15 protein-coding genes are annotated in these 18637 nt (G+C 68.2%); 8 read left to right on the forward strand and 7 right to left on the reverse strand.

Annotated elements, in window-relative coordinates:
* Positions 1-111: 111 nt before the first annotated feature.
* Both ACF8ME_RS21370 and ACF8ME_RS21375 read left to right on the forward strand, forming a co-directional pair.
* Positions 112-3744 (forward strand): hydantoinase B/oxoprolinase family protein, encoded by a 3633-nt coding sequence (locus ACF8ME_RS21370; protein WP_047326715.1) that lies wholly within the window; start codon positions 112-114, stop codon positions 3742-3744.
* Positions 3745-3868: 124 nt separating this feature from the next.
* Positions 3869-5158, forward strand: coding sequence for an MFS transporter (locus tag ACF8ME_RS21375; RefSeq protein ID WP_392418124.1), 1290 nt, complete (start codon positions 3869-3871; stop codon positions 5156-5158).
* Between the two features lie 28 nt (positions 5159-5186).
* On the opposite strand, the gene ACF8ME_RS21380 is transcribed toward ACF8ME_RS21375, so the two are convergent.
* Entirely contained in the window at positions 5187-5696 is a 510-nt protein-coding gene (locus ACF8ME_RS21380; protein WP_047473888.1) for a DUF1993 family protein, read from the reverse strand.
* A 116-nt stretch (positions 5697-5812) separates the two neighbouring features.
* On the opposite strand from ACF8ME_RS21380, the gene hxpB reads away from it, so the two are divergent.
* The 4 genes from hxpB (at position 5813) to ACF8ME_RS21400 (ending at position 11229) form a co-directional block, all read left to right on the forward strand.
* On the forward strand, positions 5813-6508 hold the full coding sequence (hxpB, locus tag ACF8ME_RS21385; protein ID WP_227469503.1) for a hexitol phosphatase HxpB: 696 nt from the start codon (positions 5813-5815) through the stop codon (positions 6506-6508).
* A 162-nt stretch (positions 6509-6670) separates the two neighbouring features.
* The gene (locus tag ACF8ME_RS21390) at positions 6671-7291 is read left to right on the forward strand and encodes an RNA polymerase sigma factor (protein WP_013801422.1); all 621 of its coding nucleotides are present in this window, start codon (positions 6671-6673) and stop codon (positions 7289-7291) included.
* On the forward strand, positions 7288-8322 hold the full coding sequence (locus ACF8ME_RS21395; protein WP_392418126.1) for a FecR family protein: 1035 nt from the start codon (positions 7288-7290) through the stop codon (positions 8320-8322). Before ACF8ME_RS21390 ends, ACF8ME_RS21395 begins: the two co-directional genes overlap by 4 nt.
* A 273-nt stretch (positions 8323-8595) precedes the next feature.
* Positions 8596-11229, forward strand: coding sequence for a TonB-dependent siderophore receptor (locus tag ACF8ME_RS21400; protein WP_392418128.1), 2634 nt, complete (start codon positions 8596-8598; stop codon positions 11227-11229).
* 196 nt (positions 11230-11425) lie between these two features.
* Here ACF8ME_RS21400 and ACF8ME_RS21405 read toward each other — a convergent pair whose 3' ends face one another.
* The 3 genes from ACF8ME_RS21405 to ACF8ME_RS21415 all read right to left on the reverse strand — a co-directional run bounded on the left by ACF8ME_RS21405 (position 11426) and on the right by ACF8ME_RS21415 (position 13950).
* The gene (locus ACF8ME_RS21405; protein WP_016447512.1) at positions 11426-12508 is read right to left on the reverse strand and encodes a metallophosphoesterase; all 1083 of its coding nucleotides are present in this window, start codon (positions 12506-12508) and stop codon (positions 11426-11428) included.
* Between the two features lie 95 nt (positions 12509-12603).
* Complete coding sequence (locus ACF8ME_RS21410) at positions 12604-13104, reverse strand: dihydrofolate reductase (protein WP_392418129.1); 501 nt, start codon at positions 13102-13104, stop codon at positions 12604-12606.
* A gap of 21 nt (positions 13105-13125) precedes the next feature.
* Entirely contained in the window at positions 13126-13950 is an 825-nt protein-coding gene (locus ACF8ME_RS21415) for a thymidylate synthase (RefSeq protein ID WP_392418131.1), read from the reverse strand.
* Between the two features lie 176 nt (positions 13951-14126).
* Here ACF8ME_RS21415 and ACF8ME_RS21420 point away from each other — a divergent pair, with 176 nt between their 5' ends.
* Positions 14127-14708, forward strand: coding sequence for a hypothetical protein (locus ACF8ME_RS21420; RefSeq protein ID WP_392418133.1), 582 nt, complete (start codon positions 14127-14129; stop codon positions 14706-14708).
* A gap of 78 nt (positions 14709-14786) precedes the next feature.
* Here the strand turns inward: ACF8ME_RS21420 and ACF8ME_RS21425 are convergent, their stop codons facing one another.
* On the reverse strand, positions 14787-16217 hold the full coding sequence (locus ACF8ME_RS21425; protein ID WP_016451329.1) for an FAD-binding oxidoreductase: 1431 nt from the start codon (positions 16215-16217) through the stop codon (positions 14787-14789).
* Positions 16218-16261: 44 nt separating this feature from the next.
* Positions 16262-16660: a DUF2069 domain-containing protein gene (locus ACF8ME_RS21430; protein ID WP_016451330.1), complete on the reverse strand. Its 399-nt coding sequence runs from the start codon at positions 16658-16660 to the stop codon at positions 16262-16264.
* A gap of 101 nt (positions 16661-16761) precedes the next feature.
* On the opposite strand from ACF8ME_RS21430, the gene ACF8ME_RS21435 reads away from it, so the two are divergent.
* Entirely contained in the window at positions 16762-18114 is a 1353-nt protein-coding gene (locus ACF8ME_RS21435; RefSeq protein ID WP_392418135.1) for a YihY family inner membrane protein, read from the forward strand.
* Here the strand turns inward: ACF8ME_RS21435 and ACF8ME_RS21440 are convergent.
* Entirely contained in the window at positions 18111-18464 is a 354-nt protein-coding gene (locus ACF8ME_RS21440) for an Mpo1-like protein (protein WP_016447505.1), read from the reverse strand. The two genes, ACF8ME_RS21435 and ACF8ME_RS21440, sit on opposite strands and share 4 nt — an antisense overlap.
* Positions 18465-18637: the final 173 nt, after the last annotated feature.

Raw genomic sequence — 18637 nt, forward strand, 5'->3', positions numbered from 1 at the left:
CGGTCCAGGGGCACTTTTAGATTGGACGCCAGTGGCGGGCACCGGCGGAGGGCCGTGCTCCAGGCCACGGTTTTCCTGACTTCAACTTCGAGACAAACGGGTTCCGACACCATGCAAGAACGCTCCATTCCCCATGACAGGCGCTGGCAATTCTGGATAGACCGTGGCGGTACGTTCACCGATGTGGTGGGCAAGCGGCCCGATGGCAGCCTGGTCACGCACAAGCTGCTGTCGGAGAACCCCGAGCAGTACCGGGACGCGGCCGTGGCCGGCATCCGCCACCTGCTGGGCCTCAAGCCCGGCGAGCCGGTCACGCCGGACCTTGTGGAGTGCGTGAAGATGGGCACCACGGTGGCCACCAATGCGCTGCTGGAGCGCAAGGGCGAGCCCACGCTGCTGGTGACCACGCGGGGCTTTCGCGATGCGCTGCGCATCGCCTACCAGAACCGTCCGCGCCTGTTCGACCGCCATATCCAGTTGCCCGAACTGCTCTACAGCGAGGTGGTCGAGGCCGTGGAACGTGTGGATGCCCATGGGAAGGTGCTGCGCGAGCTGGACGGGCTGCACCTGCACACGGCGTTGGCAGCAGCCCATGCGCGCGGCCTGCGCAGCGTGGCCATCGTCTTCATGCATGGCTACCGCCATACGCGGCATGAGCAGATGGCGGCGCGCATTGCGCGGCAGTTGGGTTTCACGCAGGTCAGCACTTCGCACGAGACCAGTCCGCTGATGAAGTTCGTGAGCCGGGGCGATACCACGGTGGTCGATGCCTACCTGTCTCCCATCCTGCGCCGCTATGTGCAGCAGGTGGCTGCAGAGATGCCGGGAGTGCGGCTGTTCTTCATGCAGTCTTGCGGAGGGCTGTCCGACGCGGGCAGTTTTCAGGGCAAGGACGCCATCCTGAGCGGGCCGGCCGGAGGCATCGTGGGCATGGCGCGCACGGCGGGCCTGGCCGGGCACGACAGGGTCATCGGTTTCGACATGGGTGGCACATCCACCGACGTCAGCCACTATGCAGGCGCCTTCGAGCGCGAGTTCGAGACCCAGGTGGCCGGCGTGCGCATGCGCGCGCCGATGATGAGCATCCACACCGTGGCCGCCGGCGGCGGCTCGGTGCTGGCCTACGACGGTTCGCGGTTCCGCGTGGGACCCGAGAGCGCGGGTGCCCATCCCGGCCCGGCGAGCTATCGCCGCGGCGGCCCCCTGGCCGTGACCGATGCGAACGTGATGGTCGGCAAGGTCCAGCCGCGCTACTTTCCCAGCGTGTTCGGGCCTGCCGCCAACGAGCGACTGGACGGCGAGGCCGTGCGTGTCCGCTTCGAGGAACTGGCGCGGCAGACGGGGCGCACTCCCGAGGACGTGGCCGAGGGCTTCATCCGCATCGCCGTGCAGCAGATGGCCAACGCCATCAAGAAGATCAGCGTGGCGCGCGGCTATGACGTCACGCGCTATACGCTGCAGTGCTTCGGCGGCGCGGGCGGCCAGCATGCCTGCCTGGTGGCCGATGCGCTGGGCATGTCCCGCGTGTTCGTGCATCCGCTGGCCGGCGTGCTCAGCGCCTATGGCATGGGCCTGGCGGACCAGACCGTGATCCGCGAGCAGGCCATGGAGCTGGCGCTGACTGCCGAGGCCCTGCCGCTGATCGCTGAATGCCTGGATGCGCTGGGCACGGGCGCGCAGGCGGAGCTGGAGCGCCGGCAGGTCGGCGCAGGCCCCGTGCAGGTGCGGCACAACGTGCATGTGCGCTACGAGGGCTCCGATTCCGCCTTGGTCGTGCCCTTTGGCTCCCTGCCGGGCATTCAGTCGGCTTTCGAGGAGGCCTACCGCCAGCGTTTCGCCTTTCTGATGGCGGGCAAGGGGCTGGTGGTGGAAGCCGTGTCGGTCGAAGCCGTGATTGCGGGCGATGCGCCCGGCGAGCCGCTGCAGCCGGAGCATCCGCCGCGCGAGCATCCGCGCCGCGAAACCGTGCGCATGTACTCCGGCGGCGCCTGGCATGGCGCGGCCCTGGTGGTGCGCGAGGACCTGCGGCCCGGCGACGTCATTGCCGGCCCGGCCATCATCGCCGAGCGCAACGCCACCACCGTGATCGAGCCTGGCTGGTCGGCCAGGCTCACCGGGCTGGATCACCTGGTGCTGGACCGGGTGGTGCCGCGCAAGGTCGAGTACGCGGCCGGCACGACGGTGGACCCTGTGCTGCTGGAGGTCTTCAACAACCTGTTCATGAACATCGCCGAGCAGATGGGCCTGCAGCTGCAGAACACCGCCTATTCGGTGAACATCAAGGAGCGGCTGGATTTCAGCTGCGCGCTGTTCGATGCCCGGGGCCATCTCATCGCCAACGCGCCGCACATGCCCGTCCATCTGGGCTCCATGGGCGAAAGCATCCAGACGGTGATCCGCAGGAACGCCGGGCGCATGGCCCAGGGCGATGTCTATGTGCTCAACGACCCCTACCAGGGTGGCACCCATCTGCCGGACATCACCGTCATCACGCCGGTCCATATCGCCGGCGAGGCATCTCCGACCTTCTACGTCGGCAGCCGGGGCCACCATGCCGATGTGGGCGGCATCACGCCCGGTTCCATGCCGCCGTTTTCCACGCGCATCGAGGAAGAGGGCGTGCAGATCGACAACTTCAAGCTGGTCGATCGCGGCGTGCTGCGCGCCCAGGAGATGGTCGAGCTGCTGCAAAGCGGCGAGCATCCGAGCCGCAACCCGCAGCAGAACCTGGCCGACCTGAAGGCCCAGATCGCGGCCAATGAAAAAGGCGTGCAGGAGCTGCACAAGATGGTGGCGCAGTTCGGCCTGCCCGTGGTGCAGGCCTACATGGGCCATGTGCAGGACAACGCCGAGGAGTCGGTGCGCCGCGTCATCACGCGGCTCAGGGACGGGCAGTTCACGCTGGAACTGGACAATGGCGCGCAGATCCGCGTGGCCGTCACCGTCGATACGGCCGAGCGCAGTGCCGTCATCGATTTCTCGGGCACCAGCGTCCAGCAGACCAACAACTTCAATGCGCCGCGCGCCGTGTGCATGGCGGCCGTGCTCTATGTGTTCCGCACGCTGGTGGACGACGACATCCCGCTCAACGCGGGCTGCCTCAAGCCTTTGAAAGTCATCATCCCCCAAGGCTGCATGCTCAACCCCAACCCGCCCGCTTCGGTGGTCGCGGGCAATGTGGAGACCTCCACCTGCATCACCAACGCGCTGTTCGGCGCGCTGGGCGTGATGGCGGGCAGTCAGCCCACCATGAACAACTTCACCTTCGGCAATGCGCACCACCAGTACTACGAAACCATTGCCGGCGGCAGCGGCGCGGGCGCGGTGCTGGACGCCGAGGGCCGGGTGGAGCGCGGGTTCAACGGCACCAGCGTCGTCCAGACGCACATGACCAATTCGCGCCTGACCGATCCGGAGGTGCTGGAGTTCCGCTTCCCCGTGATGCTGGACAGCTATGAGATCCGCGACGGCTCGGGCGGCGGCGGGCGCTGGCACGGCGGCAACGGCGGCGTGCGGCGCGTGCGCTTCCTGGAGCCCATGACGGCCAGCATCCTGTCCAACGGGCGCCTGAATCCGGCCTTCGGCATGGCAGGTGGCCAGCCGGGGCAGCCGGGCATCAACCGTGTGCTGCGTGCCGATGGCCAGGTCGAGGAACTGGACCACATCGGCGCCGTGCACATGCAGCCGGGCGACATCTTCGAAGTCTGCACGCCGGGGGGCGGCGGCTACGGAACGGCGGCCTGACACGCCGCCAGCAGGGGGCATGGCGCGGGCGGGGGAGGGCCGCCCGGCCAGGCCCGGATCACAACCGATGGAGTGCCATTGAATGCAAGACGCTTCGCGCAGCCGAAGTGCAAGGAGACAACAAATGACAAGCCTTGACAACGCAAGGACCCTGGCCGCAGAGCAGCCCCGGGGCCACTGGCTGGGCCAGCTCGAGCCCAAGGAAAAGCGGGCGCTGACGGCCTCGTTCGGCGGCTATGCCGTGGACGCCTTCGACTACTACACGCTGCCCCTGGTCACCCCGATCCTGCTGTCGCTGTGGGGCATGAGCAAGACCGAGGTCGGCCTGATCGGCACCTCGACGCTGGTGGCCTCGGCCATCGGCGGCTGGATGGCCGGCATCCTGGCGGACCGCTACGGGCGCGTGCGTGTGCTGCAGTGGACCATCCTCGTGTTCGCGCTTTTCACCTTCGCCTGCGGCCTGGCGCAGACGCCGGGCCAGTTGCTGCTGGCCCGCACGCTGCAGGGGCTGGGCTTTGGCGGCGAATGGGCCGTGGGCTCGGTGCTGATCGCCGAGACCATACGGCCGGCTTTCCGTGGCAAGGCGGTGGGGCTGGTGCAAAGCAGCTGGGCTATAGGCTGGGGGGCGGCCGTGCTGGTGTCCATGGCGCTGTTCTCGTTTCTGCCGCCCGAGATGTCATGGCGGGCCATGTTCCTGCTGGGCCTGCTGCCGGCCCTGTTGATCCTGTTCATCCGCCGTTCCGTCAAGGACCCCGAGGTCTACCTGAAGACCCGCGCCGCCGTGGGCCGGGGCGAGCGCAGCGGGCACTTCCTGGACATCTTCAAGGGCGGCATGCTCAAGACCACGGTGCTGGCCAGCCTGATGTTCACCGGCATGCAGGGCGGCTACTACGCCATTGCCGTGTGGCTGCCCACCTTCCTGAAGAACGAGCGCCACCTGACGGTGCTGGGCTCGGGCGGCTACCAGTTCATGTTCATCTTTGGCGCCTTTGCCGGCTACCTGTGCGGTGCCTACGCTTCCGACCGGCTGGGCCGGCGCCTGGCCTTCACGCTGTTCGCCATCGGCGCCGGCAGCCTGGCCTATGCCTATACGCTGCTGCCCATCACCGATGCCTGGATGCTGGTGCTGGGCTTTCCGCTGGGCTTTTTCATGTCGGGCATCTTCAGCGGCGCCGGAGCCTTCCTGGCCGAGCTGTTCCCCAACGAACTGCGAGGCTCTGGCCAGGGCTTTTGCTACAACTTCGGCCGCGGCATCGGGGCCACCTTCCCTGCGCTGGTGGGCGTGCTCAGCGACCGGCTGGGACTGTCGCTGGGCATGGCCATCGGCATCTGCGCCACGGCGGGCTACGTGATGGTGGTGTTGTTTGCCATGTGCCTGCCGGAGACGCGAGGCCGGGATCTGGCCGCGCAGTGAAGCGCTGGCCAGACCGGCCCCGGCACGCTCAGTAGCTGCCCATGTAGTCGCGCTTGCCGACCTCGACGCCGTTGTGGCGCAGCAGGGCATAGGCGGTGGTCACATGGAAGAAGAACTGCGGCAGGCCGTAGTGCAGCAGGTAGGCGCTGGCGGTCAGCTTCTTTTCCTTGGGCGTGCCGGGGCGCAGCACGATCTCGCGGGACTCGCTTTGCGCGAACTGCTCGGGTGCGAACGAGCCCACATGGTCCAGCGCCTTGGCGATCAGCGCCTGCAGTTCGGCAAAGCTGGTCTGCGTGTCGGGCCACGAAGGCACCTCGGCGCCGGCCAGGCGCGAGGCGATGCCCTTGGCGAAGTCCGCAGCAATCTGCACCTGGCGCACCAGCGGGAACATGTCGGGGAACAGGCGGGCCTGCAGCAGGGCGTCGGGATCGATGTTCTTCTGCGCGGCGTGTTCCTCGGCCTTTTTGAGCACGTCGGACAGGGCCTTCAGCATCTGCTGCAGGACGGGAATGGAGGCGGTGTACAGGGGGCTGGTCATTGCGGGCTCGCTAAGGATTGTGAAGGGCTGGCAATCGCATGCACCTGCATCCGTCGCCAGCCGGCACAGGCTAACAGCAACTGCTTTCACTTGCCGCCTGCGCTAGCATGCGCGCCATGCAAATCCCTGAAGCCGCTCCCTCGTTCGCGGGCCTTGGCCAGGCCGGATTCGGCGCCGCCATCTTCGACATGGACGGCCTGCTCATAGACTCCGAGCCCTTCTGGAAGCGTGCCGAACGCGAGTCCTTTGCCGAGGTCGGCATCGACATCACGGCCGAGATGTCCCGCGTGACGGCGCCCATGACCACGGCGCAGGTCGCCGCGCACTGGTATGCCCACCGGCCCTGGCAGGGGCCCAGCCAGCGCGAGCTGGAGAGCCGCGTGGTCGCGCGCGTGGCGGCCCTGGTCAGCGCGCATGGACAGGCCCTGCCCGGCGTGCGCGAAACACTGAGCGCCTGCCGCGCCCTGGGCTGGCGCGTGGCGCTGGCCTCGAACTCTCCTTTGTCTTTGTGCCACCACACCCTGGATGCGCTGGGCCTGCGGCCGGCGTTCGACGCCATCGTCTCGGCCGAGCAGGTGGTGCGCGGCAAGCCCGCGCCCGACATCTACCACTTCGCGGCGCAACGCCTGGGCGTGCCGGCCGGGCGCTGCCTGGTGTTCGAGGACTCGGTCTCGGGAACACATGCGGCGCGGCAGGCCGGCATGACCGTCATCGCCGTGCCGTCCGAGGACCAGTGCTTCGACGGGGCGCAGCCTGCGCCGAACTGGGTGGTGCCCACGCTGGTGGCGCTGCATGGGGCAGCGGGCCGGTAAGGCATCCGCAGCACCCGCATCGCATGGCGCGTGCCGGCCGCAAGGGTGTTGATGAGAACCATTCTCAGTACAATCGCCGCCCGTGCCGTTCTTCTTCGTCCTGTCCGTTTTCCATGCTGGCGTGCCTGCCCGCGTCCAGACCGCCGTGCCGGGAGCCTGCCCGTGAGCGCGCGCGTGCCAGGCGCGGACGATGATGCCGCTCCCTCGCTGCTGGCCCGCGTGTATGCGCGCTGGCACCAGCCTCTGCGCCGCCTGCTGGGCCGGCAGATGCGCAACCGCGAGGATGCCGAGGATGCGGTGCAGGAGGTCTTCGTGCGCTATGCGGCCTCGGGCAAGGCCCTGCCGCCCGAGGAGCAGGAGCCCTATCTGCGCGTGATCGCCCGCCATGTATCGCACGATGCCTGGCGCCGCTCGGCGGGCGCGCCGGGGCGCGAATCGGTCTCGCTGGATGAACACATGGAGTTGGCGCAGCAACTGCCGGCCGGCGAGGGGTCGGACCCCCTTCAGGCGGCGCACCACCGCGAGCGCCTGGGCCGGCTGGAGCAGGCCATGGCCGAGCTGCCCGAGCGCCGCCGCGAGGCCTTCGTGCTGCACAGCATCGACGGGCTCACGCAGACCGAGGTGGCGCAGCGCATGGGCATTTCGCGCCGCATGGTGCACAACCATGTGACGCTGGCCATGGCCTATTGCGAGCTGCGCGTGCAGTACGGCAGCGCCGAAGACATGCGCCTGATGCAGGGCCTGCTGGCGCAGGCCGCGACGGACGGGGAGGGCCGGGAATGACGCTGACCCCGCAACGCCTGCAATTGCATGCCCGCGCCGCCGACTACTTCGCCCGCCGCCGTGAAGCCGACTGGACCGGCGCCGACGAGCGCGAACTCGACGCCTGGCTGGCCGCCGACCCGCAGCACCGCAGCATCTTCGAGAGCCTGGGGCGCACGGTGCTGGACCTGCAGCAGTTGCGCAGGCAGGCGCTGGCCTGCGACGCGGCTGCTGCGCCGCAAGCCAGGGCGAGCGGGCCGCATGCGCAGACACAGGCCCACTTGCCCGCGCCGGCACGTCAGCGCACACGCCGCGGCCTGATGCCGGCGTTGCTGTCGGTGGCTCTGGTCACGACGCTGGCCCTGGGCGGCGGCTGGTATGCCTGGGACAACCACGCAAGCCATGTGATCGAGATGGCCACCGGCCCCGGCGAGGTGCGCGAGGCCGAACTGCCCGATGGCACGCGGGTCACGCTGAATTTTTCCTCCAGGCTGCAGGTGCGCTACTACCCGCGCCGCCGCGAGACGGTGCTGGACCAGGGCGAGGCCTTCTTCCAGGTCGCCGCCGACCGGTCGCGGCCCTTCACCGTGGACAGCGGCGCCAGCCAGATCCGCGTGGTGGGCACGGCCTTCAATGTGCGCGCCGGGCCGCCAGCGCTGGTGGTCAAGGTGCTGGAGGGCAAGGTGGAGCTGCGCCCCGATCGCCATGCGGCGGACGACCGGCGCCTGCTGCTGGGCGCGGGTGCCGGCATGTCCGTCGATGCCCGCGACGGCACACGGCAGCCGCTGGCCGCGGGCGCGGACACCGTGGGTGACTGGCGCAGCGGCCAGCTGGTGTTCCAGCAGGCGCCGCTGACCCAGGTAGCAGCCGATCTGGCCCGCTACCTGGGCCGGCCCGTGCGCGTGGACGGCGATGCGCGGCTGGCCGCGCTGTCCGTGTCCGGCGTGGCGCTGACCGGCAAGCCCGAGGTGTTTCTGCGCTCGCTGCCGCACTTGTTGCCGGTGCGTGTGCAGGGCGATGCGCAAGGCGGCTGGCGGATCTCGGCGCACTGAGTGCTCTTTTTCTTCTTTTGTAAATAAATGTAAATTACCCGTTTTCCTGGTCTTGCCACATTCCCACTTTGGCGCGAAGGCGGGTTTTACCTTCATGGAGGGCGGGCTTTCTCGCCTCCATGGTTGCCAGCCAGGCCGCTGCCCAGTGCACAGCTCAGCCAACAACCGCGACGGCCGCGCACGCGCGTGGTGGGAGGACGCTCAACTGTCTGCCTGCCACCCACCGCGCACACCGCGACAGCGGGCAATGGACACAGTGCAGCAGGAGCAGGGATGCAAGCAGGAAAAGAACACGGCAGCGCCGCCATGGGCGCGGGCATTTGGGGAGGAGAGTTTCAGCACAGGGGCAGGCCATGGCGGCGGGCAAGGATGCCGTCGCTGGTGGCCGCAGCCCTGGTTGCGCTGGCGCAGCCGGCGGTGCAGGCGCAGCAGCCATCGTCCGTGCAGGCGGGGCAGGCGGGGCAGGCGGGCCAGGCAGGCCAGGCAGGGGAGCTGGCCTTCAGCATTGCGCCCCAGCCGCTGGCCGGCGCGTTGCGCCAGTTCACGCAGCAGGCCCAGCACCAGGTGCTGTTCGATCCGCAGATCGTTGCAGGCCGCACTTCGCCGGCCTTGCAGGGCCGCTTCACGCCGCGCCAGGCGCTGGACCGGCTGCTGGCCGGCACCGGCGTGACCGTGATCGATGCCGTACCGGGCGCCTACACGCTGAAGGCCCCGGCCAGGGAGCCGTCGCCGGCAGCCGATGCTGCGCTGGGCACGGTGCTGGTCACGGCCCAGGCGCACGCTGGCGATACCACGGAGGGTTCGGGCTCCTATGCGGCCTCGCGCGTGTCGCTGGGCAAGGGGCAGAGCGTGCGCGAGACGCCGCAGTCCATCTCCGTGGTCACGCGCCAGCGCATCGAGGACCAGGGCCTGGTCTCCGTGGGCGACGTGATGCAGCAGACCACGGGCGTGACGGTGGACTACGCGGGCTCGGGTGGCCTGGGCGGCACGGCCAACAGCTTTTACGCGCGGGGCTTCCAGATCAGCAATGTCCAGATCGACGGAGCGGCGGTGGACGCCTTCAGCCAGGGCACCTTCGACCCCAATATGGCCATGTACGACAGCGTGCAGGTGATCCGCGGCGCGGACGGCCTGTACAGCGGCAATGGCGAGCCCGGCGGCTCCATCAACCTGGTGAGAAAGCGCCCCACGGCACAGCCGCAGGTGCTGGCCTCGGCCTCGGTGGGCAGCTGGAACCAGCGCCGTGCCGAACTTGATGTGGCGGGCCCGCTGGCCGCCGATGGCCGGGTGCGCGGCCGCGCCGTGCTGGCGCACAGCGACCGCGAGTTCTTCTATGACTACGCCGATGCGCGCAACACCTTGCTCTACGGCATTGTGGAAGCCGATCTCACGCCTGCGACCAAGCTGACCCTGGGCGGCAGCTACGACAAGTCGGCCAGCCTGCCCTGGCGCAGCGGCCTGCCGCGCGCGGCCAATGGCGACGATCTGCACCTGCCGCGCAGCACGGCGCTGATGGCGGGCTGGGGCCATTACGACAGGACCAACAAGGAGCTGTTCGCCCAGCTGGAACAGAAGCTGGAGGGCGACTGGCGCGTCCGCGCCCATGCCAACTATGTCAAGGTGGACAGCGACAGCCGGTTGGCCGACGTCACCGGCGCGGTCGATCCGACGACGGGCCTGGGAGCCACGCTCAACGGCTTCTCCAACGACTTCTATTCCACCAAGAAGGCGCTGGATGCCAACGTCAGCGGAACGTTCTCCCTGCTGGGGCGCAGGCACCGGCTGCTTTTGGGCGCGGACTGGGCCAAGATCCGCGACACGCAGGACACCTTTCTGTCCGAGGTGGACATGCCGGGGGGCATCAACGTGTTCGGCTTCGACCCGGGCGCCATTCCCTTGCCCAGCTCCGTCTGGAAGACGCGCAGCTTCGCGGGCTATGGCGCCACGCAGAAGGGCCTGTACGGCCGGCTCAACCTGAGCCTGACGGACCGGCTGACGGCCATCGTCGGCGCACGCCGCGCCAGCTATGCAACGCAGACACCCTGGCTGCGCTTCGACCAGGCCGGCAATCTCACCAGCCGCATCGTGTCGTCCAATAGCGAGAGCGGTATCTTCACGCCCTATGGCGGCCTGGTCTACGACATCGACGACCGCTGGACGGCCTACGGCAGCGTCGCCGAGATCCACAAGTCCCAGGCCGACAAGCTGGGCGGGCCCTTTCCCGGCACGCCGCTGGACCCCATCAAGGGCCGCAATTTCGAGCTGGGCGCCAAGGGCGAGTTCAACGAGGGCCGGCTGATGGCCTCCATGGCCCTGTACCGCATAGAGCGCAATGGCGAGGCCGTGGCCGATCCCTCCTACCCCAACACCGACATCGGCGACGCGGGCCTGAACTGCTGCTGGCTGAGCAAGGGCAAGGTGGTCAGCCAGGGCGTGGAAGGCGAGATCTCGGGCGAGCTGGCGCGCGGCTGGCAGCTGTTTGCCGGCTACACCTTCAACCGCAACCACAACAAGACGCCGGGCATCGAAGGCATCTACCACTCCGTCACGCCCAAGCATCTGTTCAAGCTGTGGAGCACCTACCGCCTGCCCGGCGAGCTGTCGCAATGGACGATTGGCGGCGGCGCCAATATCCAGAGCGCGCATTTCGTCAGCGGCTCGGCCAATGCCTTCAATCCTGACACGGGCAAGTTCGACGGCGCGGCCGTGCCCTTCAAGTTCAGCCAGGGCGGCTATGCCGTGTGGAATGCCAGCGTGCAGTACCGCATCAACCGCAACTGGCAGGCCGTGCTCAACCTGAACAACCTGTTCGACAAGGTCTACTACCGCACAGTGGGCACCAGCGGCGGCAACAACTGGTATGGCGAGCCTCGCAATGTGATGCTGACACTGCGCGGAACGTTCTGAGGCACCCCTGAGCGGCTGCGCCGCTTCCCCCTCTCTTCGGAGGGGGGCGGACACCCTCTGGGCGTGGCGCCCAACGCCAGCAACCTGCTGGACAGGCGCTGCTACGTGCCTTCGTTCAACACGGTGTCGGGCAACAACTGCTACGGCGCACCGCGCTCGCTGCTGCTGACGCTAAGCGCCGCGTATCTGGCGCGTGCTATGCGGCAGCGGCCGCCGCAACGCCGAACTCCTCGCTGTCCGCCTGGGCACCGTCGTCGAACACCAGGCGGCGCTCAGGCCAGCGCATGGCGGCAAGCTTGAAGCGCTGCTGCGGGTCCTCGCCCGCCAGGCGGGCATTCCAGCGGCCGCCGACCGAGTAGTCCACGCAAAACACATTGCCGCGCCGGCCGTGCCAGGACAGTGGGCCCGTCTGGCCGAACAGGTTCTCGGCCTGGGCGCCGTGGAAGGACGGGCCGCCCCGGTTCAGGCGCCGCCAGTAGTGGCCCACGACCACGGCCTGGGCATCCTCATATTCGTTCCACCAGGCCACGCGCTCGACGAAGCGCCACTTGCCGCCCGCGTAGAAGGGATTGCGGCATTCGCGCTCCACGCCCGAGGTCAGCACCTTCAGCGGATTGACCATGGCCTTGGCCAGTTCGCTTTCGCTGTGCGCGGGCAGGAAGGGCGGCAGCCAGTTGCGGTCTTCCAGGTCATGCGGCCATTGCCGGCGCTCGGCGCGCATGCGCTCGGCCACCTTGTTGACCTGGGCCTGCTGGGCGGCCACGGCCTCGAAGTGGTCATAGGCGCTGCGCGCGCTGCCCGGCGGCAGCTCGCGCGCCATGGCGATCTGCTGCGGGCGCCAGGCCGCGTGGACCACGCGCAGGTCCTCGCGCTCCATGGCGATGGGCAGCCGCTCCAGCAAGGCCAGGGTGTCGGGGATATCGCACAGCGGCATGCGTGCGAACGGGGCGTACTTGGGTGTGTCGGAGGCCACGCGGCTGTCGAAGAACCAGCCGGAACCGTCCTTGGCGTCCTCGCGCAGCAGGTTGATTTCGTGGTTGCCGAGCACGGCCAGCGCATGGCCCGACTCCAGCATGGGCACCACGCGGGCCAGCACGCCCGGGCTGTCTGGACCCCGGTCGCAGAAGTCGCCCACGAAGACCAGGCGCCTGCCCTGGGGGTGGCGGCCCAGCGCGTCGTAGCCCAGGTGCCCCAGCAGATGCTCCAGCGCTTCGGCTTCGCCATGGATGTCGCCGACGATGTCGAGCGGACCGGGGGGCAGGGGCTGGACGAGGCTCATGGCGGAAAGATGCAAAAGACGGCGCAGGCTTGGAAAACCGACATTATTTGCACAGACCCGCCGTGCCCGCCAGCCCCGTTTGCGACAGGACCGTGTCAGCGCCGTTGCAGGCGCACAAAGCTGTAGGGCAGGCCATTGTCTGCCACATGGCGGCTGCGCGAGACTTCCTGCCACTCGGGGCCCGGCGTGGGCGCGAAGGCGTCGCCTTCGTAGTCGCGTTCGATTTCAGTCACCTCGATGCTGTCGGCCAGCGGCAGGGCCTGGGCGTAGATCTGGGCACCGCCCATGACCCACACGTCGGCGGATGCCTGGCGGCCCAGCGCCAGGGCCTGCTCCAGGCTGGTGGCATGCTGCACGCCGGGGGCGGCTGGCTCGGGCGCCCAGTCCGCCTGGCGCGTGACCACGATGTTGGTGCGTCCGGGCAGCGGCCTGAAGCGGGCCGGCAGCGAGTCCCAGGTCTTGCGGCCCATGACCACGGCCGAGCCCTGGGTCAATTGCTTGAAGTGCGCCAGGTCCTCGGGCAGGTGCCAGGGCATGGCATTGTCCTTGCCGATGACGCCGTTGGCGGCGCGTGCGTAGATGAGATGGATGGCCATCGGGCGGGTCTTTCTGCTGCCTCAGACGGCCACGGGGGCCTTGATGGGCTCGTGGTGCTGGTAGCCGACGACCTCGAAGTCCTCGTACTCGTAGCCGAAGATGGAGTCGGGCCGGCGCTTGATCTGAAGCGTCGGGTAGGCGAAGGGCTGGCGCGCCAGCTGGGTCTCGACCTGGGTGAAGTGGTTGTTGTAGATGTGGCAGTCGCCACCGGTCCAGACGAAGTCGCCCACCTCCAGGTCGCATTGCTGGGCCAGCATGTGGGTCAGCAGCGCGTAGCTGGCGATGTTGAAGGGAACGCCCAGGAAGATGTCCGCGCTGCGCTGGTACAGCTGGCAGCTGAGCTTGCCGTCGGCCACGTAGAACTGGAAGAAGGCGTGGCAGGGCATGAGCGCCATCTGCGGCAGGTCGGCCACGTTCCAGGCGCTGACGATGATGCGGCGGCTGTCCGGGTTGCTCTTGAGCTGCTTGACCACTTCGGCGATCTGGTCGATGTGGCCGCCGTCCGGCGTCGGCCAGTTGCGCCATTGCATGCCATAGACCGGGCCCAGGTCGCCGTCCTCGCGGGCCCATTCGTCCCAGATGGTGCAGCCGCGCTCCTGCAGCCAGCGCACATTGCTGTCGCCGCGCAGGAACCACAACAGTTCCAGGATGATGGACTTGAGGTGCACCTTCTTGGTGGTGACCAGCGGAAAGCCTTCGGACAGGTCGAAGCGCATCTGGTGGCCGAACACGCTGCGCGTGCCCGTGCCGGTACGGTCGGTCTTGGACACGCCGTGCTCGTACACATGGCGCATGAAATCTTCGTACTGGGAGCGGGCTGGGCGGGGCGCAGGAGTCGTGTTCATCTTCCGGATTATCCCTTGATGAATACGGCGCCTTGTCCGACGGTATCCATGCCCCTTGAAACAAGGTCTGGCGCCCCGGGTGCGAAAATGCCCGCAGACTGGTGCCGGTGCATTGCCCAGGCTTTCGCACCGGCGTCACCGCTTTTTTCGCATCCGCTTTGACAAGGAGCTTGCGCATGTCTTCCATGCTCTCCCCCTGGCAGGCCGCCGTTGCATTGGGTGTCGCCATGCTGGCGCTGACAGCCTGCGATCCGCGTTCTCCCTCCGTCCCGACTCCCAAGGCCGCGCAGTCCGTCGCACTCGATGTGGCTGCGCCAGCCCCGGAATTGGTGCTGGCGTTTCCCGCGCGCACGCGCATGCCCTCCACCGCCAAGGCGGGGGAACCCGGCCTGGACAGCCTGGCCGAGTACGTGGGCAAGTATCCCTACGACGGCACCAACTACCTGGAGCAGGGCGTGCTGGCCGACCGGCTCAAGGCGCTGCTGGGCACCAGCTACCCGACCCTGCTGAGCAATATGCGTACCGTGGGCCCGCTGACCAAGGAAGGCGATGTGTGGAGCATCGTCGGCCTGCGCCCCCACCAGGGCGGCGAGGAGATGGGAGCCATCGTGATCGATCCTGCGCGCAACGCACTGCGCGTGTGGCTGCTGACCGATGGCAAGCAGACCGACTTCTCCGACGCGGCCGGTGCCGACATCGCCTGGCCCGAACAGGTCAACAAGACGATGGCCAATATCGAGGCCAAACCGGTTTCCTGACAAGGCAGGCACGTGCCGCTCCTGGCTCAGGACGGCGCGTGCAAACCCGGCGCTGCCCCAGAAGGGGCGGCGTTGCGCTCAGGAGGCTTGCCTTGGCAGGATGCAGCCCGGGTTCATCAGTCCCTGCGGGTCCAGCGCCTGCTTGATGGCGCGCATCATGCCCAGCGCCACGGGGGACTGGTACTTCTGCAGCTTGTCCACCTTGAGCGCACCCACGCCGTGCTCAGCCGAGAACGAGCCGCCGAATTCGGCCACGGCTTCATAGACGAGGTGGTTGACCAAGTGCTCTCGCTCGTTGAGGAAGGCCTTGGCGTCACCGCCCTCGGGCGCCTGCACGTTGTAGTGCAGGTTGCCGTCGCCCAGGTGGCCGAAGTTGACCAGGCGCACGCCAGGGATCTCGCGCTGCAGCACGGCATCGGTGTGCTCGACGAAGGCGGGGATGCGCGATGCGGCGATGGAGATGTCGTGCTTGATGTTCAGGCCTTCCTCGGCCTGGGCCAGCGGAATGCTTTCGCGGATGTGCCACAGCTCATGGGCCTGCGACAGGCTTTCGGCCACCACGGCGTCGAGCACGCAGCCGTCCTCGAAGGCCAGCTCCAGCAGCGCCTCGAAACGCTCGCGCGCATGCTGCTCGGACTCGCTGTCCGAATTCTCGACCAGCACGTAGTAGGGCGGCGCGCCGATCAGCCCGGCAAAGGGCACGCGCAGCTGGGGCATGTGCTTGATCACCAGCGACAGCGCGAACTGGCCCATGACCTCGAAGCCCGTCAGGCCCGCACCCAGGTACTGGTGCGCCATGCCCAGCAGGCGCACGGCCGCTTCCATGGAGGGCACGGCGGCGAAGGCCGTGAGCTGGGCCGCAGGCTGGGGGAACAGCTTCATGGTGGCGGCGGTGATGATGCCCAGCGTGCCTTCGCTGCCGATGAACAGGTCGCGCAGGTCGTAGCCGGTGTTGTCCTTGCGCAGGCCCTTGAGGCCGTCCCAGACCTCGCCCTGCGGGGTGACCACTTCCAGGCCCAGGCACAGCTCGCGCGTGTTGCCGTAGCGCACCACCTGGGTGCCGCCCGCGTTCGTTCCCAGGTTGCCGCCAATGGTGCAGCTGCCTTCGGCGGCCAGCGACAGCGGGAACAGCAGGCCCTCTTTCTCGGCAAGCTCCTGCAGGCTTTGCAGGATGCAGCCGGCCTCGACGGTGAAGCTCAGGTTGTCGCGGTCGATGTTGCGCACGGCATTCATGCGCGTGAGGCTGAGCACGACCTGCGTGCCGCTGTCGTCCGGCGTGGAGCCCACCGACAGGCCGGTGTTTCCGCCCTGCGGGATGATGCTGGTGCCTGCGGCCGCGCATTCGCGCACCACGGCAGCCACCTCGGCCGTGCTGGCCGGGCGTACCACGGCCAGGGACTTGCCGCGCACGCGGCGGCGCCAGTCCTGTTCATAGGCGACGAGGTCGCCCTCGGTGAGGACATGGGCTTCGCCGACGATCTGGCGCAGGCGTTCAAGCAGTGCAGTCATGTTGCAACTTCTTTCAAAGACGTGAAGGCATGAAAACGGGGGGCTCAGCCGCCGGCCGCCTGGGCCGCGCGGCGCGCGCTGCGCTGGCGCCAGCGCACATGCAGGGCGCAGGCGGTGAACAGCATCAGGCACAGGAAAACTTCGAGCAGCGCCAGCCAGCGCCCGGGCGCGGGGTCGCTCCAGGCGCGCACCACGCCCTCGGTGAAATAGATCCACACCAGCAGGCTGACCCAGCGGTAGGTATACATGCGGTGCTTGAGCAGGCCGATCAGCGGAATCGCCAGCGGCAGGGCCTTGAGCACCAGCCAGGAGCCCCCGGGCCGCATGGGCGCCAGCCACAGTTCCCAGGCCAGGCTCAGCACGATCAGGCCCATGAGGCTGGAGACCGCCAGCCAGCGGGTGGCGGCGACATCGGCGCCGGGGCGAGAAATGGAATCAGTCATCGGGGTGGCATCATATCGGCCATGGTCTTGACCTTTGAACATGTGATTGCTTGGATGGCCGCGCCCGCTGCAGACATGCGCCTTGCGGCGGAGATGGGGCGATGAGCGGCGGCCCCGAAAAGGAGCCCGTCGATGGCCTGGAGGATGGCGCCCTGGCGCTGCCCGTTCCTGCCCAGGAGCGCAGCCTGTCCCTGGCCGAGCCGCCCGAGCCTGCGGTGCCGCGATCGTGGCGCGAACGCTGGCGCTGCTTTCCATGGCGCAATACCGCACACACGCTGCGCGAACGCTTTCGCGAGGACCGGCTGGGCGTGACCGCCAGCAGCCTGACCTTCACCACGGTGCTGGCCCTGGTGCCGTTCTTCACGGTGGCGCTGGCGCTGTTCACGGCCTTTCCCATCTTCTCCCGCGTGCAGATCGTGCTGGAGCGCTGGCTGATCGACAGCCTGATCCCCGAGACCATCGCGCGCCAGGTGCTGGGCTATCTGACGCAGTTCGCCTCCAAGGCCAGCCAGCTGGGCATGGCGGGGTTTTCCATTCTGGTGATCACGGCGGTCGCGCTGATCCTCACCATAGACCGCACGCTCAACAACATCTGGCGCGTGCGCCAGCTGCGGCCGCTGGGCCAGCGCGTGCTGATCTACTGGGCGGCGATCACGCTGGGCCCGCTGGTGCTGGGCCTGAGCCTGGTGCTGTCGTCCTATGTGATGTCGGCCTCGCGCGGGCTGGTCAATGCGCTGCCCGAAGGCTTGCGCTTCATCTTCGATTCCATCGAGTTCCTGGCGCTGGCCGCTGGCATGGCGGGCCTGTACCACTACGTGCCCAACACGGCGGTGCGCTGGCGCCATGCCTGGGTGGGCGGCCTGTTCGTGGCCACCTGCATGGAGCTGGCGAAGAAGGCGCTGGGCCTGTACCTGGCCTCGGTGCCTACCTATTCGGTCATCTACGGCACCTTCGCCACGCTGCCCATTCTGCTGATCTGGATCTACATGGCCTGGGTCATCGTGCTGTTGGGCGCCGTGGTCACGGCCTACCTGCCCATCGTGATGGCGGGCGTGCAGCGCATGCCGGGCCAGCAGGGCTGGCAGTTCGAGATGGCCGTGGAGATCCTGCAGTACCTCGCACAGGAGCGCGAGTCGCCCGCCAAGGGCTTGTACGCCAGCGATCTGGCGCGGCGCCTGCGTGTGGACTGGCAGCAGATCGATCCGGTGCTGCAGGCGCTGTCGGTGCTGGACTGGGTGGGCACGGTGCAGGCCCCCGGCACTGTGGCGGCCAGCGAAGGCCCCGAGCCCCGCTACATGCTGCTGGTGGAGCCCCATCGCACGCCGCTGCAGCCGCTGGTGCAGCGTCTGCTGCTGGCGCCGTCGCCGGCCGTGCAGCCGCTGTGGGATCGCACGGGGCTGGCAGGCATGACGCTGGCCGATCTGCTGGAGCAAAGGCCGCAGGCTCCGGTCTAGAGCGGGATGCGGCCCGTCAGGATGTCGCGCCACATCACCCAGTCGCCGCGAAAGCTGTAGAGCGGGCGCTTGAAGCTGGCGGGCCGGTTCTTCTCGAAGCCGAAATGCCCTATCCAGGCAAAGCCGTAGCCAAACAGCAGGCCGCCCAGCAGGAACCAGAAATTGCCGGTCAGGAACAGCGCGAACAGGCACAGCAGCGCCAGCGTGGAGCCCACGAAGTGCAGGCGCCGGCAGGTGCGGTTGCTGTGCTCCTGCAGGTAGAACGGATAGAACTCGGCAAAGCTCTTGAACTGGCGCGGGTCCACGGCAGCCTGTGCGGCGCCGGGCAGGGGAGCGGAAGCGTGTGACATGGCAGGCCTTCGCGAGCATGGGGTGGCTTCAACTTATACGCCGCTGCCTGGCCTTTCACCATCGGAGGAACCCGCGCGCCCGGGTTCGCAAAAGCTGCCCCGAGAGAGACAAAAGCTGCCGCATTCCGCCCCGCGCGTCGCCACGGTGTCGCCCTCTGGCGGCATGCAGGCGC

Origin of the sequence: Delftia sp. WSY_7 (assembly GCF_043104845.1) — a bacterium.
Lineage (GTDB): Bacteria > Pseudomonadota > Gammaproteobacteria > Burkholderiales > Burkholderiaceae_C > Comamonas > Comamonas tsuruhatensis.

Excerpts from the sequence above, each read along its gene's own strand:
- ACF8ME_RS21440 (WP_016447505.1), bottom strand. The coding sequence starts at position 18,464 with ATGTCACACGCTTCCGCTCCCCTGCCCGGCGCCGCACAGGCTGCCGTG.
- ACF8ME_RS21430 (WP_016451330.1), bottom strand. The coding sequence starts at position 16,660 with ATGACTGATTCCATTTCTCGCCCCGGCGCCGATGTCGCCGCCACCCGC.
- ACF8ME_RS21395 (WP_392418126.1), top strand. The coding sequence starts at position 7,288 with ATGACGCTGACCCCGCAACGCCTGCAATTGCATGCCCGCGCCGCCGAC.
- ACF8ME_RS21415 (WP_392418131.1), bottom strand. The coding sequence starts at position 13,950 with ATGAACACGACTCCTGCGCCCCGCCCAGCCCGCTCCCAGTACGAAGAT.
- hxpB (WP_227469503.1), top strand. The coding sequence starts at position 5,813 with ATGCAAATCCCTGAAGCCGCTCCCTCGTTCGCGGGCCTTGGCCAGGCC.
- ACF8ME_RS21410 (WP_392418129.1), bottom strand. The coding sequence starts at position 13,104 with ATGGCCATCCATCTCATCTACGCACGCGCCGCCAACGGCGTCATCGGC.
- ACF8ME_RS21370 (WP_047326715.1), top strand. The coding sequence starts at position 112 with ATGCAAGAACGCTCCATTCCCCATGACAGGCGCTGGCAATTCTGGATA.
- ACF8ME_RS21375 (WP_392418124.1), top strand. The coding sequence starts at position 3,869 with ATGACAAGCCTTGACAACGCAAGGACCCTGGCCGCAGAGCAGCCCCGG.
- ACF8ME_RS21380 (WP_047473888.1), bottom strand. The coding sequence starts at position 5,696 with ATGACCAGCCCCCTGTACACCGCCTCCATTCCCGTCCTGCAGCAGATG.
- ACF8ME_RS21400 (WP_392418128.1), top strand. The coding sequence starts at position 8,596 with ATGCAAGCAGGAAAAGAACACGGCAGCGCCGCCATGGGCGCGGGCATT.
- ACF8ME_RS21435 (WP_392418135.1), top strand. The coding sequence starts at position 16,762 with ATGAGCGGCGGCCCCGAAAAGGAGCCCGTCGATGGCCTGGAGGATGGC.
- ACF8ME_RS21420 (WP_392418133.1), top strand. The coding sequence starts at position 14,127 with ATGTCTTCCATGCTCTCCCCCTGGCAGGCCGCCGTTGCATTGGGTGTC.
- ACF8ME_RS21405 (WP_016447512.1), bottom strand. The coding sequence starts at position 12,508 with ATGAGCCTCGTCCAGCCCCTGCCCCCCGGTCCGCTCGACATCGTCGGC.
- ACF8ME_RS21425 (WP_016451329.1), bottom strand. The coding sequence starts at position 16,217 with ATGACTGCACTGCTTGAACGCCTGCGCCAGATCGTCGGCGAAGCCCAT.